This window comes from Brevibacillus reuszeri (genome assembly GCF_002897295.1).
Taxonomy (GTDB): domain Bacteria; phylum Bacillota; class Bacilli; order Brevibacillales; family Brevibacillaceae; genus Brevibacillus; species Brevibacillus reuszeri_A.
The window spans coordinates 365,183-390,811 of the sequence record NZ_BEXF01000003.1; the positions used below are offsets into that span (position 1 = coordinate 365,183).

Sequence of the window (25,629 nt, forward strand, 5' to 3'; positions counted from 1 at the left end):
CACTCTAATACAAGAAAAGAGGCTCTCTCATGCAACAGCAACAAGTGCGGCAATTCATCGAACGCTATCTTGCCACTTTTTCGGCTCATATTGTAGAAACACATCCCGATTATTTGACTGTGAAGCTGCCAGTAGAAGTAGATAAAGACATCGGCAATCGCCCATTTTACTGGAGCTGGGTGGAAAAAATGAATCTCGCCTATCAGCCTCTGGTGCTGACATTTGCCTTCAACCCAGATCGCATGCCGGATGGAGTACGCGCCGAGCATATGCATCTGGGAGCGGCGCGGATGCAGCAAATTTTCGATTCAACGAAAAAGCACGGGCGATTTCTCTGTATGTACGAGCAAAGCCCGCTGGCGCTGGGAGCAGGTGGGAAACGCCGTTCTGCCCCACTCGTTCCATGGCTTGCACTGAATCTCAAACTATCACTGCTGTGTGACAAGAAGCGCGATATTTTATTGTATCTGGGGATTAACCTGCATAACCCGCGGATCGTACACGATTTTACCTCCTTCCTGTTTCAGTTGCCTCTTACGCCCGCCATCCCGGATTACTTTTACACGTTGGACCGGAGGATAAGTATCGAGCAAGCGCTGGAGATGGCAAAGCAGGAAGTCAGTACTGTGCTGGAAAAAGAAGATCAAAAGTGGGCTGAGGAAGCACGGGAGCGCTTGATGGAAGAGCTGGCTATTCTTGCTGCGTATTACGAGGAGCTGGCGCGGCGCGAACCCGCTGCTGAGGACGATGCATCAAGAGAAAGTACAGAAGAAGAGGAAGAAGCTCCGACACAAGAAGTGACTGTCGAAAATAATATCCCGTCTGCTCCTGCGGTCTCACTTGCCAGTACCGTTGTCGAACAGCCGCAGACACTTGACGAATATCGGTCCTCCGGTGGGCGAATCCTCGACTTTTTACGTGCAAATGGCATTCAGACGACACCACGCGAACAGATCGATCATGGGGAATGGCAAAAAAGCACGCCAGAAGAGGAACGAAAGCGTCGGATGGACGAGCTCAAATGGCAGTACGAACCACGCATTGAGGTGCAGCTCATCAATGGCGGGCTTTTCTATTTATACTCCGCCCCTGCACCATTCCCTATGACACCGATTCTAAGCAAAGCTAATACCCCCGTTTCACGGCGAATCATGTAAAAGAACAACGAGAAATTATGAAGCGGAAAAGACAAGTTGCAACAAATCTTTTTGGTATACCTGGTTACAATAGGAATAGGATAGCCTTATTAAAGGTGGTGCATGCTTTGTGACCAGACGATTTTTCCCGCTCATCTCTGCCCTGCTCTCGATGCTGCTGCTTCTCGCCATGCCTGTAAATGCCGAGGACACCAGCTGGGACAAGCAGTTCCAAACACAAATCACGGAGTGGAAGGACGCAATCGCGAATCGGGACCCGGGCTTCAAAGAATGGCAGCATTCACAAACCGAGGTCCAGACGCTGGGTGCCAATCAACGTCAATGGCTGGTAAGCATCAAAAAATCAGGCAAGCAAGTCGGGTATTTGGTTGTCGGAGAAACACCTGACTCTGATCCTGATCCAAAAAGTAAATTTGTTTTGCTGGAATACGGGCTAGGAGAATACATTCTGTTTGATGATGCTTTTGCGCCAAGGGAAATCGCAGCGGAGCCAGTCTATGACGGTTTCGCTTCCCATTGGCTCCTTACCCAAAACCCTGCTTCGCATATGGTGAACGCCAAAACAGGCGAGCCTTACCCGACTGCATTCATCGCAAATGAACCAGTAATGCGCACTTTGCCTCCCAATGAATTGGTTCATAGCGGCCAGCGCTTGACCCAGACGCGCCTCCTGAAGCAGCAGGAATCCGATCCTTTTGATCAGATTGGCTGGGTCCATCAGCTGCAGTCCACCTCTGATATCACCTGGAAACAGCTCTGGCAGCAGCAGGAAGGCTCTTCTATTACCCTTACTGTTCCTTTGCATCATTCGAAGGTGCTTGCTCCCTTTGTCGTCAGCTCGCTTCATTTATGGGATGACCAAAATGCGTATGTCGGCGTCTGGGATGAGGGCTTGCGCTTTGTTCCCTACACCTATGCCAAAAAAGTGGGACATTTTTATCTAAATCAAACAAGCTCTCCTGCCGAATAACCGGTCGGAGAGCTCGTTAGTTTGTAGCAGCCGCTGTTCAATGATGGTCCATCGGAGACAGTCTTACGTTTACCGCATGGAAAACTTCATTTGCTGTCATGCCTTCTGCGTTGATCACAGGTGCACTCGTAATTGTTTTGTTTTGATCACCAAGTACGTTTATGTCCTGGCCAGTGATGACGATTGCATCGACCACCTGCTGCCAGTTCCCTAAATCAACGACCTCGTAACCATTGTCACGCAGCATTTTGCTAATCTCAGAAAGGGAATTTTCAACTGCTACTCTCGCCATCTTCATCCTCCGTCCACAATTTACTTACGCCACAATAGACGAATAGACATCGGAATTGCCCCGAACCAACGCGACGACCAAGATTCTTTTGGCGTCTTGCGTTGACGACGTTCATCTTTTGGGGTTTCCATGTACGTGACAAACAAGCGGGTCAGATATTTCAAATACTCCTGAAAAGACATCGTACGTGACCTCCTTTATACCCTGCGGATTCACGCCGTTTTGCCTGCGGCGGAGCGCTTCACTTCTAGTCTGTCCCGTCCCCTCAGATTTCAACCGTATGGCTAGTATTTTCAGCTTCAGTCGCTTCGCAGTCTGATCCCCATCAATTTCCTGCTGCTCTTGTATAAATTTTTACCGTTTTCTCTTCCGGTTCATAGATGGTTTCAAACCCGAGTGCCTGGTCGAAAAAGGATAGCGGAACCATCGTGCGTTCTTTGATTTCCAGGAGTGGTTGGCCAAGATCCAAACGCTTTTCCCCAACCATAGCCATCTGTTCGCGCTCTTTTATAAATACTTCCCGACCATATCCTTTTACCCGAATCATTTGTTTCTCTTTATCCCAGCTAATCCCAAGTCCCATGCGTTCACCTACTTCTCGAAGCGGAATGTAGACGGTATTTTTGGTGACTCTTGCCGGGATTGTTGGATAAAAGCTCATGCCGTTAATTACCGTGGTGATATAAGGTTCAAAATAAACGGGGGCAAAGCCTTGGGTATGCGGATTTTTCGTGTTGGTGACGAAATATTTGGCTTCACCCTGGAGCGCTTGCCCCAGTGCTTGATCAAGATGCTCGGCTCCAATGACACTGCCATGGTAGTTTTGTTGTACACGTTTCAAAAAGCGCTTGTAGCTGTCATCCCCAATTTGCCGGCGAAGATTGTCAAACAAAAGCGCGCCCTTTGAGTACCACGTCCAGTGGAACTCTTCTTCCGTCGCAAAGGTTTGCAGTGGCTTGTCCAGCTTGCCCGCAGGATACTTCTCCCGCAAACGCTGATTGTCACGTGTATACTCGCTTAGCAGTGTGGATGCTGACTGATCGCCATAACGATTTTGCAAATAATGATATACACTTAATTCCACCAAGCCCTCATCTAGCCAGCCATGCGATGCTTCCAGTGTTGCCACGCTGTTATACCACCATAAGTGGGCGATTTCGTGCGGCAGCCAGTGGTCGATCAGATTTCGCTGGTACATGTCCCGCTTGAATATGGCGAGGTTGGCATACTCCATCGCATAGGTCGTACCTGTGCTTGTTTCTGCAATAGACACATGTGGATAAGGCAAAGCCCCGTACCAATCCGTGTACGTAGGGAAAACAGATTCGGCAATTGCCTTGATTCGCTCTATATTTCCTTTATCTACCGAGGCAATATCAACCGTCAAATTAGGTGGAAACGTAATCGTTTCAATGTGATACAGCGGACTTCCTACCAAAGCAAAATTGAGCAGCTTTTTCCCGTGATAATGAATCTCCTGTTTACTACCTTCCAACTCGCGGATCTGCCCTCTCCCCGCGGAGCTAACCCACTGATAGCCTCGTGGGGAAACAAAGGATACATCATAGTCGCCATAGTGATAAATAAACGGATCGCCAAAATCGATACGCTGCGGTGGATCATACCAGTTTCCTTGTTGATTTTGTGCTGCCAGCATCGGATACCATGTCGTTAAGGTCCAGATATCGTCCTTAACCCCGAAGCGCGTACCTCTGCGCGGAACCGGATTTTCAAATTCGATCGTGAGCTCACCGCGCAGTTCATTGCCAAATGGATTGTCCAGCTTGACAACGGAAATCTCCCTGTTGAACGGCAATGCCCTCTCTTTGTAGCGGATAGATTTAACTGACATTTTGTTCCATATGTAATCGTACACGTACAACCTGACATCTTTTGTTTTCGGGTTGTCAAACTCCACAGTCATCTTGCCTGATATTTTGGCTTCGGATGAATGTAATTCTGCCTGTATCTTATAGGCTGGATGCAAATCCTTTACATAAGACGGCAAGGGTGGATCATAGGAGAACGGGTCTACTCCCGTCTGCTCGGATACGGCAGTCTGACTTGCCGCAAGAAACTGTGATATCGCCGGCCAATAAGCGATTACTCCAGCTGAACCAAAGAGGACCAGGATCGTTAGACAAACTAATAGGCTCGTTTTTTGCAATTTTCTCATGACAGCCCCCAAATCGCTCGGCGGCAAGCGTTCTTTTTTTATCCTGCTGCGCCTGACAAAAGGCAAGGCGTAGCCAGAATTCTATTGTACCAAAAGTTAGTAAAGCTGAGTAAAAATTCGCAGGGCTGGCAAGATGCTTCACGTGATCCTTGTTACCACGTTTCGTATACGACTTGTCCAGTGTGACGCAAATCGTAGCCCCCGATCGCTTCCAGCTCTTTCTGGAAGGAAGCAGATTGCAGCACCTCTACTATGTATCGGATTAATGACTCATTTTCTTTTGTCTTCATCACAACTAAATCATAGCTTTCGCGCACTACTGGCAAAAAATCAACGCCTACCAAGCTTGCTGCCTTCTCGATTCCGACCCCCACATCCGCTTCTTTTCTAGCGACAGCCCCCGCTACTGCCAAATGATTGGCCTCTTCCCGCTCGTATCCGGGCACATCCTTGCCTGCGATGCCGTGGATGCGAAACTGTTCTTCGATGAGTGTGCGTGCTCCTGAGCCTTTTTCCCGGTTAATCATCCGAACCCCCGGCTTGGTCAAGTCCTTCCACGAGCTTATTTGCTTCGGATTCCCAGGCTGTACGTAAAAGCCGGCGAGCCGAGATAGCATGTTCACGATAATAAAACGATGTCCGGACAAAATTCTGCGAACATAAGGAACATTGTATTGGTCTGTATCCCCATCGTACAAATGCGTGCTGACGATATCTGCTTCACCATTGTACATCGCTACCAAGCTGTTCAGGCTGCCGACGTAAGAGCGTAGTGGGCGAATCGTTTTGTCCTTTTGCGTTAATTGGGTCGCTAGCATATCGAGGCTGACATCCTGACCGCTTATGATAATATTTCGTACGGCACTTCCAGCAGTGTTATTTCCGTTAAGAATAACTTGCTGAATTTGACTGGCTTGAGGTGAAGGAGAAGGAACTTGACGATACTCTCCTTTTGCCCGTGTTTTATACGCTTCCAGATCGCTTGCATCTACACGCATCTGCCTGCCGACTCGATAAGCAGGCAATTCTCCTTTTTTTATCAAGTCATAGACGGTCAGCTTGGAAATTCGCAAAAGCTTTGCGATTTCTTCTGTCGTATAGGAATTTTCATTACTCATAGCCGACCTCCTATTAGTTCCACTCTATTTCATACTCATTCCATTATACAAAAATCGCAATTGATTATTAATGACAAATCACTATAATCTAATTATATCCAGTTATAATTAATTATAACTAAACATAACATTGGGGGTCTTATCGAAATGAAGAAGCAACTCCTGGCTATTGGGGCCGCTCTTTGCCTCATAATAACAGCCTGCTCCACCTCGCAACCAGCGCCACAGCAAAGCGCACCGCAGCCAAATACGCCGGCAGTCTCCGAAACAAAGCAGCCTGAAGCGGAAAAGGTCGAATTAATGATCTCTGCCGCTGCGAGCTTGACTGATGCACTGAATGAACTGAAAACATCTTTTGAATCCGATCATCCGGGAACCACACTTACTTTTAACTTTGGCAGCTCTGGTAAATTGGCTACCCAAATTACGCAGGGTGCTCCATCTGACGTCTTTTTGTCTGCGAGCAAAAAGGATATGGATGGATTAGAAGAAAAGCAGCTGATCGACAAGGCGACTCGCCAGGATTTCACCGGCAATGCACTCGTTCTAGTGGCAAATGCGAATAGTACGCCAGCAATCTCTTCCTTTGAAGAGCTGAACAATCCAGCTATCAAGCACATCGCAGTTGGCGAGCCTGAGACGGTCCCTGCTGGCCGTTATGCCAAAGAAACACTTGAGGCATTGAAATTGTGGGAGAGCCTCTCTGGTCGCATGGTATATGGTAGTGACGTGAGACAAGTGTTGACGTTTGTTGAATCTGGCAACGCCGAGGTGGGTGTTGTCTACTCCAGCGATGCGGCTATCTCCAAAAATGTAAAAGTATTGGCGACAGCAAAGCCAGAATGGCACAAGCCTATCGTTTATCCTGGTGCTGTAGTTACTGCAACCCAGCACGGGGATGCAGCAAAAGCTTTTCTTACCTACTTGACAAGTGACAAGGGAAAAGAGATCTTGAAAAAGTACGGATTCCAATAACGACACATTGCACGTAAGAAAAAAGGAGGTGGTTAGCGATGATCGAAACAAATCTCACACCATTACTGCTTTCTCTAAAAGTAGCTGCGCTCTCCACCTCCCTTGTTTTTATACTCGGGATGTTAGCTGCCAGATGGATGACTCAAAAGGACTTTTGGGGAAAGCATGTTTTGGAATCTCTTTTTTTATTGCCACTTGTTCTTCCGCCCACAGTCGTTGGCTTTGGGCTGTTAATGCTTTTTGGGAAAAATGGCTTTCTTGGACAGTTGCTAAACGAATGGTTTGGCATTACCGTCGTTTTTACCCTGACAGGAGCTGTTATTGCCTCTGTCGTGGTTTCCTTCCCCTTAATGTACCAAAGTGCTGTTGCCGCCTTTACTGGCGTAGATCGACGCTTTGAAAACGCGGCTCGGACGATGGGAGCTTCGGAGTGGCGAGTCTTTTGGACAGTGGCGTTTCCTTTGGCGTGGCCAGGTCTTTTAGCCGGATTTGTCCTGTCCTTTGCCCGTGGCTTAGGTGAATTCGGCGCTACTCTCATGCTGGCTGGATATATTCCAGGAAAAACGGATACAATTCCTGTCGCCATCTATTTTGCAGTCGAGGCAGGCCAAATGGAAAAGGCTCTGTTCTGGGTTGTTATCATTGTTTCGCTCGGGATGGGGACTACCCTCTGGCTCAACTGGTGGAGCAGGCGCAATGTACGCCGATACGCCAATCAAAAGTAAGGCAGGTGGACCCATATGCTTACGGTTGACATAAAGAAGCGATTGCCTGATTTTTTATTGGACGTTCGTTTTTCCATCCAGCAAGAGGTTGTAGTCTTGTTTGGTCCTTCCGGTTCTGGCAAAACGACGATCTTGAACTGTATCGCAGGACTTGTCCATCCCGATTATGGGCATATCAAGCTCCATGATCAGTTTTTTTATGAACAGGGCAAGAAGCCACTCCCGGTGCAAAAGCGAAATATCGGTTATTTATTTCAGGACTATGCGCTTTTCCCGCACATGACGGTAGCCCAAAACGTCCGTTACGGACTGAAGGAAGGTCATGAGCTGCACCTGGAGCCTTTGCTCTCTTCAGTTGGAATTGATCAGCTGATGCAAAAGTACCCGCATCAATTATCTGGCGGGCAAAAGCAACGCGTCGCCCTCGTCCGCGCTTTAGCCACAGAGCCAGATATTCTCTTGCTTGACGAGCCTTTATCTGCTCTCGATGCTGAAACACGAAGACAATGCCAGGATGAGCTTTTGCGACTGCACCAAATGTGGAACATCCCGTTTCTATTGGTCACCCATGATCGGGAAGAGGCTGAGAAGCTGGCTGATGTCATCTTGATGATCGAAGACGGCAAACTCATTTCGCAAAAAAAGAAAGAGCCTCTTTTAAGTCCTTCAATCAGCTAAACAAAAAAGCCATACAGGTACGCCTGAATCCTTGGTGGACAGGTCATTCCTGTATGGCTTTCCTTTTTTAGTCAGTTACCTAGCCATAATCGGCTCAATCGATACGCCATTCTGCTTCGCCCAGCGATGCAAATCGCCCAGGAATTGCAGTACATCCGGTCCTTCCTGAAGAACACATAAGGTATCCGCTGCCAGGTCAATATGCTGCCCATTTACTGTCAGCACCTTTTGCTTCAGCACCAGCTGACGCGTTTGCTCCATGCGCTCTTCCTTGCTGATCAGGACACTGCCTTCCAGCTCACGTGGCGCCAATCGCCCATTTGGCAAATAGGCACGCTCGGCAAAAACCTCTTCGGCAACCTGCAGGCCATGCTCCAAGCCCGCTTCAACCAGCTTGCTACCCGACAGTGCATACAGAATCAACTCTTCATCGATATCTGCAATCGCTGATACAACCGCTTCTGCCAGCTCAGGACGCTCTGCCGCCTCATTGTACAAGGCGCCATGCAGTTTCACATGGTGAAGCTCTCCTCCCATCGCACGGGTCATACCAGACAATGCAGCCACCTGGTACAAAACCAGCTCATACACTTCATTCACCGAAAGGTTCATCGAGCGTCGTCCAAAGCCTTGGATATCCGCATAGCCCGGATGAGCTCCGATTTTTACATCGTGCTTGAGAGCTGCCTCAATGGTTCTGCTAATGAGGTGCGGGTCGCCCGCATGCAATCCGCACGCGATGTTGACGGAGGTAATCCACTTCATAATTCCTAAATCCTCGGATTGTCGGCTGCGGCTAAAGCCTTCTGCCATATCGCAGTTAATGTCTAGTTGAATCATGGATGTATGCTCCCACCCTTCCTCTTACTTATATGTATGCATTTTGAAAACGCATTCATTCGCATTGTCACTCATTTTTTCATCTTTCATAAGCATATCATGAACAACGTTTTAGCAAAAGCAAAAAAGCTGCCGAAATATGGCAGCCTCTAGGCACTTATGTCGAAACGACAGTGACCGGAGTTCCTTCCTCTGTCATCAGTGTTTCGGCGAGCGCCATTACTTGATTCTTTTCCTGCTTGTAATCGTATTCCTTCGCTTTATCCGGTCTTGCATTATTATATTCTACCGGTATCTCGTGGCGATGAGAACGTTCAATCTTGGTTACAAAATGCAGCTTTTCCATAATGCGAATCGTCTCATCCAACTGATTGGCATCCACATACATCGAAACATAGTTTAACCGCTTGGAGATGTAATGAATGGTGCCAAATTTGCGTAAATTTTTGGCGGCTCGCGTGTTCTTCACCCACACCGCTACCCCCAGTCTTCGCTCTCTCATGTTTGGCAGTCGGTCTCCTTCCCAATTATGTTATTATGACCGTTAGTGGAAATTTGTTACAGAAAGGAATCGAGGCCTTATGTTGGCAACTTTTTATCAAAAATTTGAAGAAAAGCTCCATCAGCAAGGCATTGTGACAAAAACCGGATGGCAAACCCATGCCGGACAACGCTTCTTCTATGTAAGCAGTACGCTCCCCGCTCCGAGTCTGACAAAAAGACTGATGGAGACGGGTGAGCGTCTGACCACGGATACTAAATTAAAGCTAGAGTGTATATATGTGCGTTCACACGAAACCCAGCATGTTTATCGCTTTCGCTTTCTCGTACCGAGTGAAAAGCAATTTTGTTGTGGCAACCTGTGTGAAGACTGCTTTTTGTTGCGAGAAAAACAAACGCCTTAAATCATCCCGTCGGGTACTTAGCTTGGACGGCTTTTCACGCTGCAGCCGCAGCTTCCGCCACTTCCACAACCGCTGCCCTGCACTTCCAAAAACGGATTGTTGCTGGGGACCTTGATCGTATTGGAAACGGCATGAGCAATGGTCCGACTCACTTGATACAACAGCTCGTCAAGCGTGTCTTCCGCACGTTTGAAAGCCTGCACAGAATCCCGCAGCTCTATCGTGCGCTTCAGCTCCCTGACTTCTTTGGATATATGATTGTAGTCGGGATGGTATTTCCCGAAACGTTGTACATCCTCGTATTGCTCTTTTTTCTTCTCGAACAAAACAAGCAAACGCTGAACTTCTGTATCCAATTCCATCTCGCGCTTAGCCTGCAGGTATTCTGAGACCTCGCGTGATTGGTTAATCATTGAGGACAATTCATGGGATTCCATCATTAATTGCGTGATGTCCGCGGCTTCCAATGTTTCCATAGAGCGAGACCTCCTTTCACAGTAACGCCATAATTACCCCCTTGATTGTACCATGATCCACTTTCTTAGTACAGATATTGAGGCACCACAATGCGCACTCGCTCTATTTCCTCTAGGCGGTACTTTTGTTTACCACTCGTCGTCTCCATGGTTACCATCCAGTAACCAAGCTCAATGCGAACCTCCAGTGGTGTACCACGCAGCTTTTCCTTGTCTCGCGGTTGAAACTCGACTTCGAGCTGCAATTCAGCGGACCGTTTAAACAAATCGCGCATCGATTGTGGATGGTATGATTGAAAATGCTGGGTCCACATTTTTGGCAACGAGACAATCTCCGTAATCCCTTCCATTTGCTCAGGGAACGTATTTTCTACGGCATACCCATCCCACGGGCGCTCTACAAGAAATAATCCGTTCCGCCCCTTATCATCCGTCTCCATTTCCGCATCAGCAGGCTTCGCAGGAAAATGGGTCAACACCTGCGGCTCGTAGCCAAACTGGCGCAATGTCTCTACCAAAGCTAGTTCTTGACCCTGGGGAATGAGAAAATCTGTTGGTGATATGATTTGGGACAAGAACGAGTGAAATTCGGGAATCTGCTTCCATTCCTCGATGAATCCGGCATGAGCCGTACGTACACGAAAGCAAGGCTCGATCTGTATTTGACGTGCTGTTTTCGCCCACTGATGGATCATCTCAGTAAGGCTATCCGGCAGTGGATGTGCCGATCCGGAGCACAGGATGTCCATCGCCTGCTCTTCGGATGCGCCAGCCGTGAGAAAGGATTGGAGCATTCTTGCATGTAATTCTCCGCGAATCAAGGGTCCATCAAATTGAAGCTGGCACAGTTTGCTAATCTCCCACACATCCTGCAGCGGTACCAATGGAGGAATTGTAACAGCACCAGTAGGATCGATGAACCAGCCTTCCTCAGCTGTCAACCGCGGCAAGCTGTTCCAGCGCCAATACAGCTTCTTATCGTCGTCCTCCCCCAGGTGAATCCAGCCGAGTCCAGCAAGAAAATGCAGCCACTGCTCTGTAACAAGATTTTTTGCTTCTGCTGGCAGAGCAAATCCTGCTTTCTCTAGCATGCTCAATTGGCTCTCAAGAAAACACCATTGATCGAGGGGCACCGCTTTCATTTGCTGGGCAAACGCATCCCACCAGCTGCCATGTGGCAAGTATTGCGTAATGATCAATTCAAATAACTGCTCCCACCTTGCAGGAGCCGATTGTGAAAGCCACATTTTGATCTGGTGCGGCGAGATGACCAGTCGTCGCTCCATGATTTGTACCAGTCCCAGCCTAAGCGCAAGGTCAAGAGCGACGGTCAAAGCCAAGCCCTCCCTCGGCTCCTGATCCAACGGAGGCAGTGACAAGCCTTTGACATGTTCGTCTGAAAGAGACAGCAGAGGCTGCATCTTTTGAAACATGCGACGGTGAATCGTTCCTTTTTGCGTCACCGAAACTTGATTCTCACGGATAAAAATCAAAAGCCCAAAAAGATCCAGCTGTATACCCCTACCTGCTGATATATAATAAGGGAGCGTTTTTGAAAGAGAGACATATGCCTGGGAGGCTTCTGGCAGCAGATAAACAGTCATCTGCTCCCGCACTTCCTGCGGCATGAAATAACCGACTTCACTCCACATTTTTCGTACAGTCAAGATCAGTCCCAGTCGCCGTAACTTTGTTAAACCGACTGACAGATGTCTGTGCTCTTTTGCCGTTTCACGTTCCCAGGAACGTTTGCTAAAAAAACCTCTTGTTGCACTCGTCACGAATAGTCTGATCACTGTTCGTTCCAGCTCGCCTGCCTGTTCCCACACCTGACCCAAGAAATGAGGGTCTTGCAATCGTGAAGATAGATCCATGTCGTCAGCGATCCCAAATCGCCTCGTTTGTTCTACCAAAATAGCTTGCTGTGTTGATTCGGACAGGTATTCCAGCGAATCCTGTACGCGCACGCCCGTCACCTCTGCTTCTTTCATGAAAATGATTGTAAATGATTGCATCTATATAGGAGGGAAATCGTTAATGATAAACACAATTCCTGGCTTGTTGCTTGCCGCTGCTTTGACGATCACGGGTACACACGCTTTGCCTACTCAACATCCTACCGTATCCACTCCTGTGACGGAAGTGGCTGCTCAAAACGATGTACAATATGAAGCTGTGGCAGCACCGTATCCACCTGCCGTGCAAACTGCTTTGACAAAAGTACGGAAAAGTGGTGGACATACAATCGTTCGCGCAAACGGAAAAGCGTATGTCGTCATAAGCGCAGGACAGCGCCCAACTGGTGGATATCGCATCGTAACGGATCAAATCCAGAAAACTGGAGCACATGGCTATACGGTTCGCGTTCATCTGCAGTCTCCCGCTCCTGGGTCCATGAAAATCCAAGTTATTTCGTATCCAACCTTGGTGATCGCACTTCCTGACCAGCAGGCACAAGTAAACGTTCAGTTCCGCTAATAAGATTGAGCTAATCCATTATACAAAAAGCCGACTTCGAAGCGCCACACGGCACTCGGATGTCGGCTTTTTTGCATGAAACACCACGCTTTTCGTATGTAATGTTAAGGCGCTACCTCAACGGAAAAGCGTTCGGACACACCGTACGACTCGTGGTTGTTATGAGCAAGCTCCACCATGACTTCATGCTTACCGCTCGGAATATCCTTTAGAACGTACGAAGACTCAAATACCTTTGCTACCTTTTTTCCATCCAGATAAAGGTGGACATGACCTTCTCCGTGCTTGTTTTCTTTTCCCATGTTTTCAAGAGAAAAAGAAAAGTTGGTTACAGCAAGCTGCAGCTTCAGGTCATCTTGCTCCAAGGAATGTTTGACTGCGAGCGTCGGAGCGACTTGCTGGGTCTGAACGTTCTCCACATCAGCCCCTGTTTGTGTCTCTTTGTTCGCATACAGGAACCACTCGATGCAGGCTGCAACAGCAATCAGCAGCAGCAAACGAAATATCAGTCTTTTTGCCTTCACCGGGACAACCCCTTTCCAAATTCAGTCATCCCACATTGTGCCCGATTGCTCGAGCGTTCATTCATAATCATTTCTCCAGCGCCATGACTTCTTTTCTTACTCAGGGCATTACCTTTATTACTGCTGCGAATAGTTGCCGAAACCTGTTTCAAGTTGGTTTGTATTTGCAAAAACTGTGTTGGTAGGCAAAGCCGAATGGGCAACCTGATTGCAAATAGTTGAAACATGCTGCAATTGTTGGATGGCTTTTTGGTGGCCCTGAAGCGCAGTCTGAATGATTTGAACAGCCTGTTGTTCACGCTGAGCGAGCTGCTGCAGCTGCATAGCATTTTGCTGTTCCTGCTTTAACAACTGTTGGTATTGAGCAGAAGCTTGTTGAGTTTGCTGTACCAATTGTCCGATTAGCTGCTGGCAGTGTGCAAGCTGTTCGTTTATGTGTCGTGTTTGGGAAATCGGTTCCATAGAGGCCTCCAGTCATCATGTTTGTTATTTGACTTGGTTATCATGCGACTTTTTCCTGCCAATTATTCTCACTAACCTACGGTGTCTGTTACATAATCCATCTAACTATCGCAAAGATTAACCACATTATGGTGTTGCAAGGAGGTCCACTTCACAAATGTCTGCTTCGCGTGCGCTGTCCATCTTTGCCTTAGGTGGCGTTTATGAAATCGGAAAAAATATGTACGTCATTCAATATGATGACGATATTGTCGTAATCGATTGCGGCTCGAAATTCCCGGATGAGAGCTACTTGGGAATTGACCTGATTATCCCAGATATCACGTACTTGTTGGAAAATCGTGATAAAGTACGGGGGCTCATCATCACTCATGGACATGAGGATCACATCGGCGGGATTCCTTATTTCCTAAAACAGTTGAACATCCCTCTATACGGGACACGCTTAACGTTAGGACTGGTTGCTGAAAAGCTGAAGGAGCATCAGCTGCTGAACGATTCGGAGCTGATCACGATTCATTCCGACTCAGAAATTCAGCTGGGTTCTTTGCAAATCCGTTTTTTCCAAACCAATCACAGCATACCTGATTGTCTTGGGGTTGTTTTTGATACACCGGAAGGCACAGTTGTCCATACCGGGGATTTTAAATTTGATTTGACCCCCGTGAACAATCAATCGCCAGACCTATACAAGATGGCGGCAATCGGGCAAAAAGGAGTCCTCGTATTATTGTCTGAGAGCACTAATGCAGAGCGGTCCGGCTTTACTCCATCCGAGATTCATGTTGGCGAGCATTTAAAAGAGGCGTTCATGAAAGCAAAGCAACAGGTTTTCGTATCGACCTTTGCCTCCAATGTTTATCGCCTGCAGCAGGTAATCGATGCAGCACAATTGACAAATCGAAAGCTCGTCTTGCTCGGACGCAGCATGGTAAACGTCGTACGGATCGCTTCTGAACAAGGATATTTGTATATCCCCGAAGGAATGCTGATCGAGGCCGATGAAGCAAATCAGCTCGATCCCAGCCAGATAGCCGTTCTGTGCACTGGCAGCCAAGGAGAACCGAATGCCGCACTTGCACGCCTGTCCACTTCTGGCTATCGACATATCAAGGTACGGCCAGGTGACACCGTTATTCTTTCCTCATCCCCGATTCCTGGAAACGAGCGAAATGTATCACGCATCGTTGACAATTTGTTCATTCTCGGTGCCCATGTCATTTACGGGTCTGGAACAGGTATGCATGTTTCTGGTCACGGCAGTCAGGAAGAATTGAAATTAATGCTTACACTCATGAAGCCGACCTACTTTATCCCGATCCATGGCGAATATCGGATGCTGCAGCAGCATCGCATATTGGCAGAATCGCTCGGAATCGAGACCGAAAATATTTTTATCTTGAACAACGGTGATGTCGTTGATTTCCAAAACCAAGAAGCCTGGCAAGAACGCAAGGTGCCAGCAGGAAGCACCCTTGTCGACGGGCTAGGTATCGGCGATGTAGGAACTGTAATCCTGCGGGATCGGAAGCATCTTTCAGAAGACGGTATTCTCGTAGTAGTGATCACCCGTAGTAAAACGGATGGCAAAATTCTCTCGGGGCCCGATCTCATCTCGCGTGGATTTGTTTTCGCATCAGAATTCGAGGGACTACTGGAAGAAGCGACTCGAATCGCCGCGGAAACCTTGGCGACTTTATCAGCAGAAAACGTGAATCAATGGAACCGTTTGAAACAAGGCATCCGGGAATCCATCGGACAGTACCTGTATGCGCGTACGAAAAGAAGACCGATGATTCTTCCCATCATTATGGAAGTGTAAGAAACGGCAGCGCAAAAAAGAGAGCTCTGGAGGCTCTCTTTTTCTTTTGGCTGCTAAAAAATTTTCTTGGTTTCCTGATCTTCCTTTAAAATCTCGACAGCCTCTCTGAAGCGTAGCGAGTGTACGACTTCACGTTCGCGCAAAAATTTCAGACTGTCTTGTAAATCCACGTCATCCGTCATATCAATCAGCCACTGGTAGGTAGCCCGTGCTTTTTCCTCCGCAGCAATATCCTCATACAAATCTGCGATTGGATCGCCCTTGGCTTGTATATAGGTTGCTGTCCACGGCACCCCTGCTGCGTTACTGTAAAACAATGCCCTGTCATGATTCGCATAATGCGCCCCAAGCCCCGCTTCTTCCAGCTGTTCTACTGACGCATCCTTCGTCAGCTTGTAAACCATCGTCGCAATCATTTCTAGATGCGCAAATTCTTCTGTAGCGATATCGGTGAGCAGCCCGATTACCTTGTTTGGAATGGTATAACGTTGGTTCATGTACCGCAGGGCTGCCGCTAATTCCCCGTCTGCTCCTCCGTATTGCTCCATTAAAAATTTCGCCATTCTAACGTCGCATTTGCTTACACGCACCGGGTATTGAAGCTTTTTCTCATAAATCCACATGGTTACGATTACCCCTCATTTCTACACTTGCCATGGCCATGGCTCTTCGTTCCACTGCCAAGGAAATCCGGAATAACTGCGCCCAAAATTTTGCAACGGGCCATACAAAGCTTCGTATTCGTTTGCCAGACTCCAACGCTTTTGGGTTAGCTGGTTGAACTGTTCGATAGCATTTGCATCCGTAGGGTGTGTGTCCAGATACAGATTGAGTTCAACCAGCACGAAGTCGATCGCCTGTAGTTCTTCGAGCAACGCGTAATAATGCTGCTGATCGAAAGAGTTGTTCGCAGGTGTCATCCTAGCCCACCTGCCCTATCTGCTGCAGGATTGTAAGGACTAAACAGCGCAGGCCATAATGTACCTAAACGCAACGCTTCACTTGGCGAATATTGCGGGAGATTTGGTGGTTGAAAGGTGATGAATAACTCAGGTGGAACCTGGTACGTCTTTACACGTTTAGGTGGGCAGGGGTCGAATGGGCCAACATAAGGAAAGTAGACCCTTGTTTGCGATTGCAAAGCAGACATCCTCCTTCAGATATAGGTATCTGACTACTCACCACTACACTATGTCACCAGTCTACTAGGCGTGATTCGTGCACAAGCTTTCCTCAAAAAAAGACCATTGCTCGTTAATTCCAGACGCGGTGAGGATCCACCCACTTTAGTAATGTGAAGCAAAAGAGAATTTCTCTCAAATAGAATTGACACAAGGCTCTTTTTCGCATCATAATAGACGTCATAATGTATAGAGGCAATCATCAAGACGATGGAAAGAGAGTAAAAAAATGACTGAAAATATAGAAATATCGTTTCGTGAAAAGAACATTGTTTTTATCGGATTTATGGGTGCTGGAAAAACCACGGTCGGACAGCTTGTCGCCAATAAATTGTCCCGAGATTTCATTGATATTGACCAGGAAATTGAGCGAATCCACCAAATGCCTGTTTCGGCGATTTTTCAAGAGCTTGGTGAAGCCAGCTTTCGTAAAATGGAACGTGAGCTGATTGTGTCGCTTTGCTCAGAAACTCACTCGAAAATCATTTCCCTCGGCGGCGGTGCTTACATGCAGGAAGAAGTGAGAAATATTTGCCTCGCCAATTGCATCGTTTTTTTCATCGACGTATCGTGGGAAGCCTGGAAGGAACGCATTCCACTGATTATCGACAGTCGTCCGATTTTACAAAATAAGTCTTTGGATCAGATTGAGGAGCTTTTCAAAAGTAGAAAGTCCGCCTATGCCTTGAATCACTACAGTATTTCCAGCAGTGATATAGATGCAGAAACTGCGGCAGATCAGGTCGTTGAATCATTACGGCTAGCCTGGGACCTCAATGATACGAAGCGCAATCTTTTATAATCAAATAAAAATCTCCCTTGTAGGCAAATGCAGCTTTCTGCATCGTCCTGTAGCAAGGGAGATTTTTTACGTTCACTGGAAGTACGTTTCATGTCAAGCTTTGGCTTCAACTTTTTGTATATAAAAGGTCTGTTGCTTCTTTGTACGGCAATGGCTTGCTGTAAAAGTACCCTTGAACCTCTTTGCACATTTGTCCTTTTAGAAAATCCACATGCGTTTGTGTTTCCACACCTTCTGCTATGACTGCGATGTTCATATTATGCGCCATATCGATGATTGTTTTTACGATGGCTTGATTGCTTGTATTCAGGTTGCGCATAAAGGATTGATCTATTTTGAGGCGGTCGATTGGAAACTGGCTCAAATAACTCAGGGAGCTGTAGCCCGTCCCAAAATCATCGATGCTGATGCTAATGCCAAGAGCTTTCAGCCTGTTCAGCATGCGAATCGTATACGTCGCATCCAGTGCCATGCTTTCTGTAATCTCCAGCTCCAAAAATTTCGGTTCCAAAGCCGTTTCTGCGAGGATACTCTCAATCATTTCAATCAAATTGTTTTGCATAAATTGACGCAAAGAAATATTGACGGCTACAGACAAGTCCTTGTACCCGGCTTCTTGCCACTCTTTGGTTTGGTGGCAAGCTGTCCGCATCACCCATTCGCCAATTTTGACAATCAATCCCGTTTCTTCAGCAATCGGGATGAACTGGATCGGTGGTATCAGCCCTAGTTCTGGATGCTCCCAACGAATCAATGCCTCGGTGCCAATAATTTTACCTGTGTTAATGTTGATCTTCGGCTGATAATACAGGATAAATTGCCGCTCATCCAGCGCTTTTCTCAGTTCACCCTCAAGCTTGAGCTTTTTCGAGATGGACCGATGTAGTTCCTCTGAAAAGAATTGAAAGTTGTTTTTCCCCTGCTCTTTGGCGAGATACATAGCAGCGTCTGCGTTTTTCAGCAAGACCTCGATATCTTCTCCATCATCGGGGTACAAGCTGATGCCGATGCTTGGTGTTATGTACAGCTCCAAATGTTCCAACGTGACTGATTCCGCCATCATATCAATAATGCGTTTGGCGATATCTGCAACTTCCTCACGTGTAACGTCTGTCAAGAAAATCGCAAACTCATCACCGCCTTGCCTAGAAACGGAATCTCCTTTGCGTAAACAACCAAGCAATCGCTGGGCAACCGCCTTGAGCAAAATATCTCCGATTGAGTGACCGAGCGTATCATTTATATTTTTAAATCGATCCAAGTCGATGAACATAACTCCGATTTTCTGTTTCTTTTGCTTCGCCTGCTGCAAGGCCAATCTCAGTGTTTCATTGAACAACGTACGATTTGGCAAATTGGTCAACGAATCATAATGAGCCATGTAATGTATGATTTCAGCTGCTTTTTTTCTTTCAGTAACATCCATCATGGAGCCTACTACTTCTAATATTTGATCGTTTTCTTCAATAGGGGATAGTGTAATGTATAAAAATTTATCTAAATAGGCCAATTCAAAATTGACAATCTCCCCATTGAATGCAATCTGAAATTGCGTTTCCAGCTGATCGGCAACATCCTCAGGAAAAACCTCATGAGACGTTTTTCTCATCGTTTTCTCTGTTGTTAGACCGAGTTCCTCGGCAATTTTGCCTTCGCATAACGTAAACGTAATGGTACCTTTTTTGTCCGTGACAATTTTAAAGACGCAGTTCTGCAAATTTTTTACTGTCCTGCGGAAATCATTTTGCATCGCTTCCGCCAATGCGGTTTCTGCTTTTATGCGGTCCGTGATATCTGTACGGATGGAGACATATTGATACGGCGCGCCTTCATCGTCCAGAAACGGAACAATCGTTGTATTCATCCAATATTCACTGCCGTCCTTGGCCCGATTCTTCACTTCTCCCTTCCACACTTGCCCTCGTCTGATTGTCTCCCACATCTCCCTGAAAAAGGTTTTCGGATGATAACCAGAATTAATGAGTCGATGTGTCTTGCCAACCAGCTCTTCTATGTCATATTTTGAAACCTCACAAAATTTATCATTAACATAAGTAATAACGCCCTTCTCGTCCGTGATCGCCACAATGGAGGATTCGTCCAGCGCATTTTTAATATCATGTAAATCCTTCATCGTATGACCCAGCGATTCTTCTACCTGTTTGCGCTCGGTAATGTCCTTTCCGATTGCCACGTATTGATAGATGAATCCATCATCATTGCGAAATGGTACCAAGGTGATATCCAACCAATAAATCGTACCATCCTTTGCCTGGTTTTTCATTTCACCCTTCCATACTTTTCCATGAATGATCGTATCCCATAAATCCTTAAAAAATGCCTTGGGATGGAAGCCCGAGTCGATTTTGTTATGCGTTTTTCCAATCAGCTCATGACTCTCATACTGAGATATCTCACAAAAAAGGTGATTAACATAGATGATTTTTCCTTCATGATCTGTGACGGATATAATAGAAGACTCTTCCAGTGCGGATAACGCATAAGCAACGTCGGTGATTTCTGTAAACATGTAACTCCCCCATCTGATTGCACATTACATTTGAAACATACCAGTATATTTTTGCTCCAATATATCCAATCACCTTTACTTACATTGTTTACTACAGGACATATGTCATCTTTTACTATACAACATCTATTGACAATATGTTGAAATCTTCGACAAAATATACAAAAACCCTATCCGTTAGAAACAGATAGGGCCAACTTTTTTTATTGATTTCGTTGCAGTTCATTGGAAATCTACCGCTTTGGTGCGCGGAAGCCCGCCGCCTGCGCTTCTTCTTCCGTTGCGAACCACATCTCGGCGTTCGTCTGTTCGTAGCTGGCGGATCCTGGAACGTGATAGATTTTGTCTCCCTTGGAGTTAATGTTGCCTTTGATCAATTTTCCTTCTGGAGGCTGCTCCGCTTTATTCGCAGACTCCTTTGCCGATTTCTTTGGCTGATTCTCTTTCTTTTTGGAGTCTGCTTTATTCTCGTCTTGCAGCCCCCATAAACCGCGGTTCTGTTCTCTCGCTTCCCTCTCTGCCTCCAAAAACAAATCGGCCTTGGCCACGTTTGGCGGAATCGTCATGATGTGGGCATACCCATCACGAACCAGCTTTTCATTCACAAAAGTACCATCAGACAAGTAAACGTACGCGAGCAGCCGCTTGTATTTGTCATACGGTTCTACGTCAAACTTCAATGTGACTTTTTGCCCCGTCAAAAGCTCCTTTGTAAAATTACTTGCTTCTTTTCCATATGGCTCTACAGGATGGTTGGGCTTGACTGTCTCGGGAGTATCCATCCCAATCATCCGCACTTTTTCTCCATTTTCGAGTTCAAACGTATCTCCATCGACCACACGTTTTACTGTGGCCTCCATCTGTCCATTTGCCTGCGGCTGTCCACTAGAAGCACAGGCTCCCAGCATGATCGCCACCATCATCAGGCAGATCCAAAACGTCCAACGCTTCATTTCTTCCCTTCCCCTTTTCATTGTTGCATTGTTTTCCAGAGTAGTGGAAGAAAAGGCTTCGGTCAATACCCGGAGGAAATGACACGAGGAAACCGAAAAAAACGACCTTGCTCAAGGTCGTTTTGTCTATACGAGCACTCTTAGTCGCGATCGGAGTTAAATAAGAACAATAGAACGACCACAACGATAATAATCCACAATAGCTCATCATTATCTCGGTCAAAGAAACCGTCGAATAGACCCATAGCGGAGTCCCCCTTTCCTTCTCGCTACAGCCTATGCAACAGACTAGACACGTGTCATTACATGGAAGAGCCCAAATATGAAAAGGATGTTCTACCCGAGCCTCGCCCAGATCAAGTGGACATATGTGGTTAACTGCCTTACCTCCGTAACGAAGCCCAATGAATCAAGCTCTGCCAGCATACGTGATCGATCAGCGTAGCATCTGTCTAGGATTTGCGAAATGGCTTCTTCGTTACCCTGCTGGCGCAAATGATCCAAATGAGAGCTGCGATGCTCCTGATCCACAAACATCAAGTCCGCAATAATCAGCCTGCCCCCTGGCTTTAAAACCCTGCGGCATTCTGCCAAGGCAAGCTGCTTCTGATCATCTGTCAAATGGTGCAGGGCATAGCTTGTAGCCACAAAATCAAAATCATTTTCAAGAAACGGAAAAGCAAAAAAAGTGCCGAGCTTGGTTTCCACCTCAGGAGATTTACGTCGACATTGTAGGAGCATCTGAGGGGATTGATCAAAACCACTCATGTGGACTCCTTTTTTAATAAAACGACTAGCGAGATTCCCCGTCCCCGTTCCCGCATCCAGCCCAGACTCACCGGGCGTCGGGGCAACTGCCTCGACTACTTGATCTAAGATTTCATTATAAAACGCGTGTGTATTGAATCCATCGTGTTCACGGGTCACCAGTTCGTCATACTTGTCTGCGATGTGATTAAAATTCCAGCGATCCACCCAATTATCCCGGGTTTCACGAAGCCGCTTGTTCGCTTCTGCCAACTCGTACAAGGCACCTGGATCGATCCTGTCATCACGCTTCACTCTTTCAATCATCGCCTCGGTAGTCGATATCACCTTGCTCATCTCTACCCATCTACTGTACATAAAGGAGCGCTGTAGCTCCAAATAATGAAGGAGGCTGCCTTCCGTTTCATTTTGCTCCTGCAAAAGCTCCCGGATATCATCGATGGGCATTCCCACTTCTCGCAATGTAATAATCGTCTGCAAACGCCAAACATCCTCTTCTGAAAAATAGCGATAACCAGATTCATCCGCCTTTTTGGGTTGAATCAGTCCTTTTTCTTCATAAAAACGGATGGCGCGCGGTGTAATATGCAAACGTCGTGCAATGTCCTTGATTTGCATGAGGTTCCTCTCCCGCATGATTTCTTCCTTTGTATCATAAACCTTACCGTTACGTGAATGTAAAGTCCAAAAAGAAAAAGCTGCTTGGATACGTCCAACAGCTTTTCCGCTTGACTTGTATAGTTATTTTTCCTTAATGAGTCGCTGGCTCGGAAATTTCCTGCAGCGCATCGCTTGCCTCGTCATGGTGGACCTGGCGAATCGCCATGTCAGCAAGAGCTACAATCCCCACCAGCTTGCCATTTTCCACAACGGGTAAACGGCGAATTTGGTGCTGAGCCATAATCTTCGCTGCTTCATCCACAGTCATTCCTGGTTGACCAAGAATGATATCACGTGTCATGACCACTTCTGTCGCAGTAGAGCCCTCATGCTTTTCAGCAAGTCCACGAATAACGATGTCACGGTCTGTAATGACCCCGATCACATCTTGCTTCTCATCCACTACAGGGATGACACCGACGTTCCAGTCGCGCATCTTGCAAGCTACCTCGTACACATTATCCTTAAGCGTCACAGTAGCGACATCTTTCGTCATAATCTCACGCAATGTGCGGTTTTCTACTTTCGCCATGTCAGTCTCCTCCTTTTGCTAATGAACGATTGTAGTGTGTCCTGCTACCTATCGTTTCATGCGCCAACCGGGACGTGTGTCATGATTTTTCTGACTAGAGAAGACACACCCCCTATGTTAAGATGGAAGCATGGTTTCTGTGAATGTAGCCAAAAAGGCCGCAAGGGTGCCTCATCACCCCTACGGCCGTAAGCTACAACAGTCGTTCCTACATGGGAGTCGGCTCACAGTACCAGCTCGTAGACCTCCTGGCTGTCTAGCTCAAGGGAGGTCTACTTTTTTCGACTAGAAGACAGCATCACTACTAAAGTCCCAAATGTCAACATTAGACTTAGTGCCTCGAATACTGTCATGGTATCACCCCCTCTCATTCGGGGATGCCGACCGCCCTTGAGAAACCGAACTATTGTAGTAACAAATTATACCATATCTAACCAATCATGGTCATCCATCCACAATACCGAGTTATCCATTGCGATTCTTCCAAAAACAGACTATGATGAATAAGTGAATATCACCATTTGTAGGAGGAAATAGGATGGTTATTAAAGACACTGGGGTTGGCACTAAAGAAGTCTTTTTCGCCGATCTGGAGCACTACATGAGCGAGCTCGGATTTGACCGCGGCGCTTGGGATTACAAACACGCTACATACGACTATAAAATCCAAGATAAAGGAAACGTTTTCTATCTGCGTATCGAAGCAAACGTGACCCAAGGCAAACTGGAAGATACCCATGCTGTTCTCAAGCTGGAAGAGCCTTACATGGGTAAGCACCTGTTCCCGCACGGACTGGACTATGACTTCCCGATGCCTGACTCTGCTGTGAAAACGGCGAAGCTCAAGCTGCAAATGCTGAAAGAAAAACTGTCTTCGCACTAAAATTCAAATCGAAAATGCACTGCGTTACAGAGAGGACTCCCCTCTCTGTTTCACGTAGAGGGGGGTTTTACCATGAAGACGAGGGGCGTTCCTGATTTTTTGCTCCTGTTTTTAACCGCCCTGATTGTCGGCTTTGGCATCACGATGGTACTCAGCTCCAGCTCTATTTTTGCTTTGACCAGCTTTACCTCCAACGGCTGCTCTTACTGTGGTGGCGATGAGCTGTATTTTGTCAAACGGCAAATCCGCTTTTTGCTGATTGGTGTGGTCGGGATGCTGATTGCGATGAACATCCCCTTCTCCTTTTACAAGCGCAATTTTTTGCTGATTGCCATGGTTAGCTTCCTGGCCTTGCTTCTGGTTTTGATTCCCGGGATTGGTCAATATATTAACGGGGCACGCTCCTGGTTTAAGATTGGTTCGTTCAACTTACAGCCTGCCGAGTTTGCCAAGCTGGGACTAATCCTGTATTTGGCTGCAATCATCGCGAAAAAGGGGGAAGGTGTGCGCAAGCTAAAATCTGGCTTGATGCCACCCTTGGTCGTTACCGGGATCTTTTTTCTTCTCATTGCGATTCAACCTGACTTAGGGACTGCGGCCATTCTTCTCGGGAGCTCATTGATCGTGATGATCTGCGGAGGCGTCAAGATTCGCCACCTCATCTTGCTTGGTGGACCTGCTGTCACCATTGCCCTGACGGGGTATATCTCTACCAAGCAGCACGCCCTGGATCGTATTAACTCGTACATGGACCCTTGGAGCGATCCGATGCACACCGGGTACAACATCATTCAGTCATGGATTGCCATCGCCCACGGGGGACTATCAGGTACCGGATTCGGAAAAAGCATTCAAAAGTATTTGTACCTGCCGGAGAGGCACACCGATTTCATTTTCTCCATCATTACAGAAGAACTTGGATTTATCGGCTCCTCCCTCTTTTTGCTGGTATACCTCTTGTTTTTGTTGCGCGGCATTCACATTTGTCTACGGGTTAAAGACCCGTTTGCCAGCCTTGCAGGGATTGGTGTGGTCAGTATGATCGGACTTCAGGCCATCCTGAATATCGGCGGCGTAACCGGATTTATTCCGCTTACAGGGGTACCTCTTCCGTTTATCAGCTACGGGGGCTCTTCGCTTCTCGTCTGTCTCATTTCCACAGGCTTCCTCCTGAGTGTTTCTAGGGAAGTAAGCAGGCAAAAGGTGGACGAGCAGCTGCAGAAGCAGCCATATTCCATGTAGTGTGCGGATGAAAACTGCAAATGAAAAACGACCTGCCAACTACGCAGGTCGTTTTATTTTAACGTGAGAAAGCGAACCCATTTCCATTGACTCGTTCTTGCTTATGGATTTTTGATTTCTATCGTTTCGACACGGACGTTTACCGCCTCTACGAAAAGGCCAGTCAATGCTTCCACAGCTTCCTTTACCTTCTCCTGCAGCGTGTGACACACTTGGTGAATCGGCGCTCCGTATCGCACAGACACTCGCATATCAATGGTGACTCTATCGTCTGTGACAAACACCGTGATCCCTTTTGCCCCTCCATTGATTTTCTTAGCCAAATCCTGATACAGCCCACCGGATCGAACAGATACGTCAAGCACTTCTTCAACCGCCACTCCAGCAATGACTGCAATCACTTGATCTGCAACTCTAATATCACCGAGCCTGTCAGCCATCTGGACGTCCTCCTCTTCGCCCGAATAGTTTGCTTTCCCT

The 25,629-nt window shown here is 47.0% G+C and carries 30 protein-coding genes; 11 read left to right on the forward strand and 19 right to left on the reverse strand.

Annotated elements, in window-relative coordinates; genetic code table 11:
• Positions 1–29 precede the first annotated feature (29 nt).
• Entirely contained in the window at positions 30–1,157 is a 1,128-nt protein-coding gene (locus C3B52_RS07330; RefSeq protein WP_103105410.1) for a YqhG family protein, read from the forward strand.
• 109 nt (positions 1,158–1,266) lie between these two features.
• Positions 1,267–2,127, forward strand: coding sequence for a hypothetical protein (locus C3B52_RS07335; protein WP_103105411.1), 861 nt, complete (start codon positions 1,267–1,269; stop codon positions 2,125–2,127).
• Between the two features lie 37 nt (positions 2,128–2,164).
• Here the strand turns inward: C3B52_RS07335 and C3B52_RS07340 are convergent, their stop codons facing one another.
• The 4 genes from C3B52_RS07340 to C3B52_RS07355 form a co-directional block, all read right to left on the reverse strand.
• Entirely contained in the window at positions 2,165–2,419 is a 255-nt protein-coding gene (locus C3B52_RS07340; RefSeq protein WP_103105412.1) for a YkuS family protein, read from the reverse strand.
• A 20-nt stretch (positions 2,420–2,439) separates the two neighbouring features.
• On the reverse strand, positions 2,440–2,601 hold the full coding sequence (locus tag C3B52_RS07345) for a YqzE family protein (RefSeq protein WP_103105413.1): 162 nt from the start codon (positions 2,599–2,601) through the stop codon (positions 2,440–2,442).
• 143 nt (positions 2,602–2,744) lie between these two features.
• Positions 2,745–4,595 carry a stalk domain-containing protein gene (locus C3B52_RS07350; RefSeq protein WP_103105414.1) on the reverse strand — a complete coding sequence of 617 codons (1,851 nt, stop codon included), beginning with the start codon at positions 4,593–4,595 and terminating at the stop codon, positions 2,745–2,747.
• 152 nt (positions 4,596–4,747) lie between these two features.
• Complete coding sequence (locus C3B52_RS07355) at positions 4,748–5,713, reverse strand: helix-turn-helix transcriptional regulator (protein ID WP_103105415.1); 966 nt, start codon at positions 5,711–5,713, stop codon at positions 4,748–4,750.
• Between the two features lie 147 nt (positions 5,714–5,860).
• Here C3B52_RS07355 and modA point away from each other — a divergent pair, with 147 nt between their 5' ends.
• The 3 genes from modA to C3B52_RS07370 are packed head-to-tail and all read left to right on the forward strand — an operon-like array spanning position 5,861 to position 8,091.
• The gene (gene modA, locus C3B52_RS07360) at positions 5,861–6,688 is read left to right on the forward strand and encodes a molybdate ABC transporter substrate-binding protein (RefSeq protein ID WP_103105416.1); all 828 of its coding nucleotides are present in this window, start codon (positions 5,861–5,863) and stop codon (positions 6,686–6,688) included.
• A gap of 38 nt (positions 6,689–6,726) precedes the next feature.
• The gene (modB, locus tag C3B52_RS07365) at positions 6,727–7,413 is read left to right on the forward strand and encodes a molybdate ABC transporter permease subunit (RefSeq protein ID WP_103105417.1); all 687 of its coding nucleotides are present in this window, start codon (positions 6,727–6,729) and stop codon (positions 7,411–7,413) included.
• 15 nt (positions 7,414–7,428) lie between these two features.
• The gene (locus C3B52_RS07370; protein WP_103105418.1) at positions 7,429–8,091 is read left to right on the forward strand and encodes a sulfate/molybdate ABC transporter ATP-binding protein; all 663 of its coding nucleotides are present in this window, start codon (positions 7,429–7,431) and stop codon (positions 8,089–8,091) included.
• A 75-nt stretch (positions 8,092–8,166) separates the two neighbouring features.
• On the opposite strand, the gene C3B52_RS07375 is transcribed toward C3B52_RS07370, so the two are convergent.
• Complete coding sequence (locus tag C3B52_RS07375; RefSeq protein ID WP_103105419.1) at positions 8,167–8,931, reverse strand: LamB/YcsF family protein; 765 nt, start codon at positions 8,929–8,931, stop codon at positions 8,167–8,169.
• A 157-nt stretch (positions 8,932–9,088) separates the two neighbouring features.
• Entirely contained in the window at positions 9,089–9,433 is a 345-nt protein-coding gene (locus C3B52_RS07380; protein WP_103105420.1) for a YlbG family protein, read from the reverse strand.
• Between the two features lie 79 nt (positions 9,434–9,512).
• On the opposite strand from C3B52_RS07380, the gene C3B52_RS07385 reads away from it, so the two are divergent.
• Positions 9,513–9,836, forward strand: coding sequence for a hypothetical protein (locus tag C3B52_RS07385; protein ID WP_103105421.1), 324 nt, complete (start codon positions 9,513–9,515; stop codon positions 9,834–9,836).
• A 17-nt stretch (positions 9,837–9,853) separates the two neighbouring features.
• Here C3B52_RS07385 and C3B52_RS07390 read toward each other — a convergent pair whose 3' ends face one another.
• Together C3B52_RS07390 and C3B52_RS07395 are read right to left on the reverse strand one after the other, a co-directional pair.
• Positions 9,854–10,312, reverse strand: coding sequence for a YlbF family regulator (locus tag C3B52_RS07390; RefSeq protein WP_103105422.1), 459 nt, complete (start codon positions 10,310–10,312; stop codon positions 9,854–9,856).
• Between the two features lie 65 nt (positions 10,313–10,377).
• Entirely contained in the window at positions 10,378–12,327 is a 1,950-nt protein-coding gene (locus tag C3B52_RS07395) for a hypothetical protein (RefSeq protein ID WP_235615621.1), read from the reverse strand.
• Between the two features lie 22 nt (positions 12,328–12,349).
• Between C3B52_RS07395 and C3B52_RS07400 the strand changes: the two genes are divergently transcribed.
• Positions 12,350–12,790, forward strand: coding sequence for a protease complex subunit PrcB family protein (locus tag C3B52_RS07400; RefSeq protein WP_103105423.1), 441 nt, complete (start codon positions 12,350–12,352; stop codon positions 12,788–12,790).
• Between the two features lie 104 nt (positions 12,791–12,894).
• Here C3B52_RS07400 and C3B52_RS07405 read toward each other — a convergent pair whose 3' ends face one another.
• On the reverse strand, positions 12,895–13,314 hold the full coding sequence (locus tag C3B52_RS07405; protein WP_103105424.1) for a hypothetical protein: 420 nt from the start codon (positions 13,312–13,314) through the stop codon (positions 12,895–12,897).
• Between the two features lie 117 nt (positions 13,315–13,431).
• Positions 13,432–13,776 (reverse strand): AMP-dependent synthetase and ligase, encoded by a 345-nt coding sequence (locus C3B52_RS07410; protein WP_201264850.1) that lies wholly within the window; start codon positions 13,774–13,776, stop codon positions 13,432–13,434.
• Between the two features lie 157 nt (positions 13,777–13,933).
• Here C3B52_RS07410 and C3B52_RS07415 point away from each other — a divergent pair, with 157 nt between their 5' ends.
• On the forward strand, positions 13,934–15,598 hold the full coding sequence (locus C3B52_RS07415) for a ribonuclease J (RefSeq protein WP_103105425.1): 1,665 nt from the start codon (positions 13,934–13,936) through the stop codon (positions 15,596–15,598).
• A gap of 53 nt (positions 15,599–15,651) precedes the next feature.
• Here C3B52_RS07415 and C3B52_RS07420 read toward each other — a convergent pair whose 3' ends face one another.
• The 3 genes from C3B52_RS07420 to C3B52_RS07430 are packed head-to-tail and all read right to left on the reverse strand — an operon-like array spanning position 15,652 to position 16,739.
• Entirely contained in the window at positions 15,652–16,221 is a 570-nt protein-coding gene (locus C3B52_RS07420; protein ID WP_103105426.1) for a manganese catalase family protein, read from the reverse strand.
• Between the two features lie 21 nt (positions 16,222–16,242).
• Positions 16,243–16,518, reverse strand: coding sequence for a spore coat protein CotJB (locus tag C3B52_RS07425; RefSeq protein WP_103105427.1), 276 nt, complete (start codon positions 16,516–16,518; stop codon positions 16,243–16,245).
• Positions 16,515–16,739 carry a spore coat associated protein CotJA gene (locus tag C3B52_RS07430; protein ID WP_103105428.1) on the reverse strand — a complete coding sequence of 75 codons (225 nt, stop codon included), beginning with the start codon at positions 16,737–16,739 and terminating at the stop codon, positions 16,515–16,517. Before C3B52_RS07430 ends, C3B52_RS07425 begins: the two co-directional genes overlap by 4 nt.
• Positions 16,740–17,008: 269 nt before the next feature.
• Here C3B52_RS07430 and C3B52_RS07435 point away from each other — a divergent pair, with 269 nt between their 5' ends.
• The gene (locus C3B52_RS07435) at positions 17,009–17,581 is read left to right on the forward strand and encodes a shikimate kinase (protein ID WP_103105429.1); all 573 of its coding nucleotides are present in this window, start codon (positions 17,009–17,011) and stop codon (positions 17,579–17,581) included.
• 106 nt (positions 17,582–17,687) lie between these two features.
• On the opposite strand, the gene C3B52_RS07440 is transcribed toward C3B52_RS07435, so the two are convergent.
• The 5 genes from C3B52_RS07440 to C3B52_RS38160 form a co-directional block, all read right to left on the reverse strand.
• Complete coding sequence (locus C3B52_RS07440; RefSeq protein WP_103105430.1) at positions 17,688–20,111, reverse strand: EAL domain-containing protein; 2,424 nt, start codon at positions 20,109–20,111, stop codon at positions 17,688–17,690.
• A gap of 233 nt (positions 20,112–20,344) precedes the next feature.
• Positions 20,345–21,064, reverse strand: a complete 720-nt coding sequence (locus C3B52_RS07445; protein WP_103105431.1) for a thermonuclease family protein — start codon at positions 21,062–21,064, stop codon at positions 20,345–20,347.
• Positions 21,065–21,400: 336 nt separating this feature from the next.
• Positions 21,401–22,450 (reverse strand): MerR family transcriptional regulator, encoded by a 1,050-nt coding sequence (locus tag C3B52_RS07450; RefSeq protein WP_103105432.1) that lies wholly within the window; start codon positions 22,448–22,450, stop codon positions 21,401–21,403.
• Between the two features lie 133 nt (positions 22,451–22,583).
• Positions 22,584–23,024 (reverse strand): CBS domain-containing protein, encoded by a 441-nt coding sequence (locus tag C3B52_RS07455; RefSeq protein WP_103105433.1) that lies wholly within the window; start codon positions 23,022–23,024, stop codon positions 22,584–22,586.
• Positions 23,025–23,296: 272 nt separating this feature from the next.
• Positions 23,297–23,395, reverse strand: coding sequence for a putative holin-like toxin (locus C3B52_RS38160; protein WP_373419714.1), 99 nt, complete (start codon positions 23,393–23,395; stop codon positions 23,297–23,299).
• Positions 23,396–23,562: 167 nt separating this feature from the next.
• Here C3B52_RS38160 and C3B52_RS07460 point away from each other — a divergent pair, with 167 nt between their 5' ends.
• Positions 23,563–23,907: a YugN family protein gene (locus tag C3B52_RS07460; protein WP_103105434.1), complete on the forward strand. Its 345-nt coding sequence runs from the start codon at positions 23,563–23,565 to the stop codon at positions 23,905–23,907.
• Positions 23,908–23,979: 72 nt separating this feature from the next.
• Positions 23,980–25,149, forward strand: coding sequence for a putative lipid II flippase FtsW (ftsW, locus tag C3B52_RS07465; protein WP_103105435.1), 1,170 nt, complete (start codon positions 23,980–23,982; stop codon positions 25,147–25,149).
• A 101-nt stretch (positions 25,150–25,250) separates the two neighbouring features.
• Here the strand turns inward: ftsW and C3B52_RS07470 are convergent, their stop codons facing one another.
• A complete protein-coding gene (locus C3B52_RS07470; RefSeq protein WP_103105436.1) occupies positions 25,251–25,589 on the reverse strand; it encodes an Asp23/Gls24 family envelope stress response protein in 339 nt (112 codons plus the stop codon).
• Positions 25,590–25,629 lie beyond the last annotated feature (40 nt).

What these genes read in the sequence shown, in the direction of transcription:
- C3B52_RS07330 (WP_103105410.1), top strand. Translation starts at nt 30, where the DNA reads ATGCAACAGCAACAAGTGCGGCAATTCATCGAACGCTATCTTGCCACT.
- C3B52_RS07340 (WP_103105412.1), bottom strand. Translation starts at nt 2,419, where the DNA reads ATGGCGAGAGTAGCAGTTGAAAATTCCCTTTCTGAGATTAGCAAAATG.
- C3B52_RS07345 (WP_103105413.1), bottom strand. Translation starts at nt 2,601, where the DNA reads ATGTCTTTTCAGGAGTATTTGAAATATCTGACCCGCTTGTTTGTCACG.
- C3B52_RS07350 (WP_103105414.1), bottom strand. Translation starts at nt 4,595, where the DNA reads ATGAGAAAATTGCAAAAAACGAGCCTATTAGTTTGTCTAACGATCCTG.
- C3B52_RS07355 (WP_103105415.1), bottom strand. Translation starts at nt 5,713, where the DNA reads ATGAGTAATGAAAATTCCTATACGACAGAAGAAATCGCAAAGCTTTTG.
- modA (WP_103105416.1), top strand. Translation starts at nt 5,861, where the DNA reads ATGAAGAAGCAACTCCTGGCTATTGGGGCCGCTCTTTGCCTCATAATA.
- modB (WP_103105417.1), top strand. Translation starts at nt 6,727, where the DNA reads ATGATCGAAACAAATCTCACACCATTACTGCTTTCTCTAAAAGTAGCT.
- C3B52_RS07370 (WP_103105418.1), top strand. Translation starts at nt 7,429, where the DNA reads ATGCTTACGGTTGACATAAAGAAGCGATTGCCTGATTTTTTATTGGAC.
- C3B52_RS07375 (WP_103105419.1), bottom strand. Translation starts at nt 8,931, where the DNA reads ATGATTCAACTAGACATTAACTGCGATATGGCAGAAGGCTTTAGCCGC.
- C3B52_RS07380 (WP_103105420.1), bottom strand. Translation starts at nt 9,433, where the DNA reads ATGAGAGAGCGAAGACTGGGGGTAGCGGTGTGGGTGAAGAACACGCGA.
- C3B52_RS07385 (WP_103105421.1), top strand. Translation starts at nt 9,513, where the DNA reads ATGTTGGCAACTTTTTATCAAAAATTTGAAGAAAAGCTCCATCAGCAA.
- C3B52_RS07390 (WP_103105422.1), bottom strand. Translation starts at nt 10,312, where the DNA reads ATGGAAACATTGGAAGCCGCGGACATCACGCAATTAATGATGGAATCC.
- C3B52_RS07395 (WP_235615621.1), bottom strand. Translation starts at nt 12,327, where the DNA reads ATGCAATCATTTACAATCATTTTCATGAAAGAAGCAGAGGTGACGGGC.
- C3B52_RS07400 (WP_103105423.1), top strand. Translation starts at nt 12,350, where the DNA reads ATGATAAACACAATTCCTGGCTTGTTGCTTGCCGCTGCTTTGACGATC.
- C3B52_RS07410 (WP_201264850.1), bottom strand. Translation starts at nt 13,776, where the DNA reads ATGGAACCGATTTCCCAAACACGACACATAAACGAACAGCTTGCACAC.
- C3B52_RS07415 (WP_103105425.1), top strand. Translation starts at nt 13,934, where the DNA reads ATGTCTGCTTCGCGTGCGCTGTCCATCTTTGCCTTAGGTGGCGTTTAT.
- C3B52_RS07420 (WP_103105426.1), bottom strand. Translation starts at nt 16,221, where the DNA reads ATGTGGATTTATGAGAAAAAGCTTCAATACCCGGTGCGTGTAAGCAAA.
- C3B52_RS07425 (WP_103105427.1), bottom strand. Translation starts at nt 16,518, where the DNA reads ATGACACCTGCGAACAACTCTTTCGATCAGCAGCATTATTACGCGTTG.
- C3B52_RS07435 (WP_103105429.1), top strand. Translation starts at nt 17,009, where the DNA reads ATGACTGAAAATATAGAAATATCGTTTCGTGAAAAGAACATTGTTTTT.
- C3B52_RS07440 (WP_103105430.1), bottom strand. Translation starts at nt 20,111, where the DNA reads ATGTTTACAGAAATCACCGACGTTGCTTATGCGTTATCCGCACTGGAA.
- C3B52_RS07445 (WP_103105431.1), bottom strand. Translation starts at nt 21,064, where the DNA reads ATGAAGCGTTGGACGTTTTGGATCTGCCTGATGATGGTGGCGATCATG.
- C3B52_RS07450 (WP_103105432.1), bottom strand. Translation starts at nt 22,450, where the DNA reads ATGCAAATCAAGGACATTGCACGACGTTTGCATATTACACCGCGCGCC.
- C3B52_RS07455 (WP_103105433.1), bottom strand. Translation starts at nt 23,024, where the DNA reads ATGGCGAAAGTAGAAAACCGCACATTGCGTGAGATTATGACGAAAGAT.
- C3B52_RS38160 (WP_373419714.1), bottom strand. Translation starts at nt 23,395, where the DNA reads ATGAGAGGGGGTGATACCATGACAGTATTCGAGGCACTAAGTCTAATG.
- C3B52_RS07460 (WP_103105434.1), top strand. Translation starts at nt 23,563, where the DNA reads ATGGTTATTAAAGACACTGGGGTTGGCACTAAAGAAGTCTTTTTCGCC.
- ftsW (WP_103105435.1), top strand. Translation starts at nt 23,980, where the DNA reads ATGAAGACGAGGGGCGTTCCTGATTTTTTGCTCCTGTTTTTAACCGCC.
- C3B52_RS07470 (WP_103105436.1), bottom strand. Translation starts at nt 25,589, where the DNA reads ATGGCTGACAGGCTCGGTGATATTAGAGTTGCAGATCAAGTGATTGCA.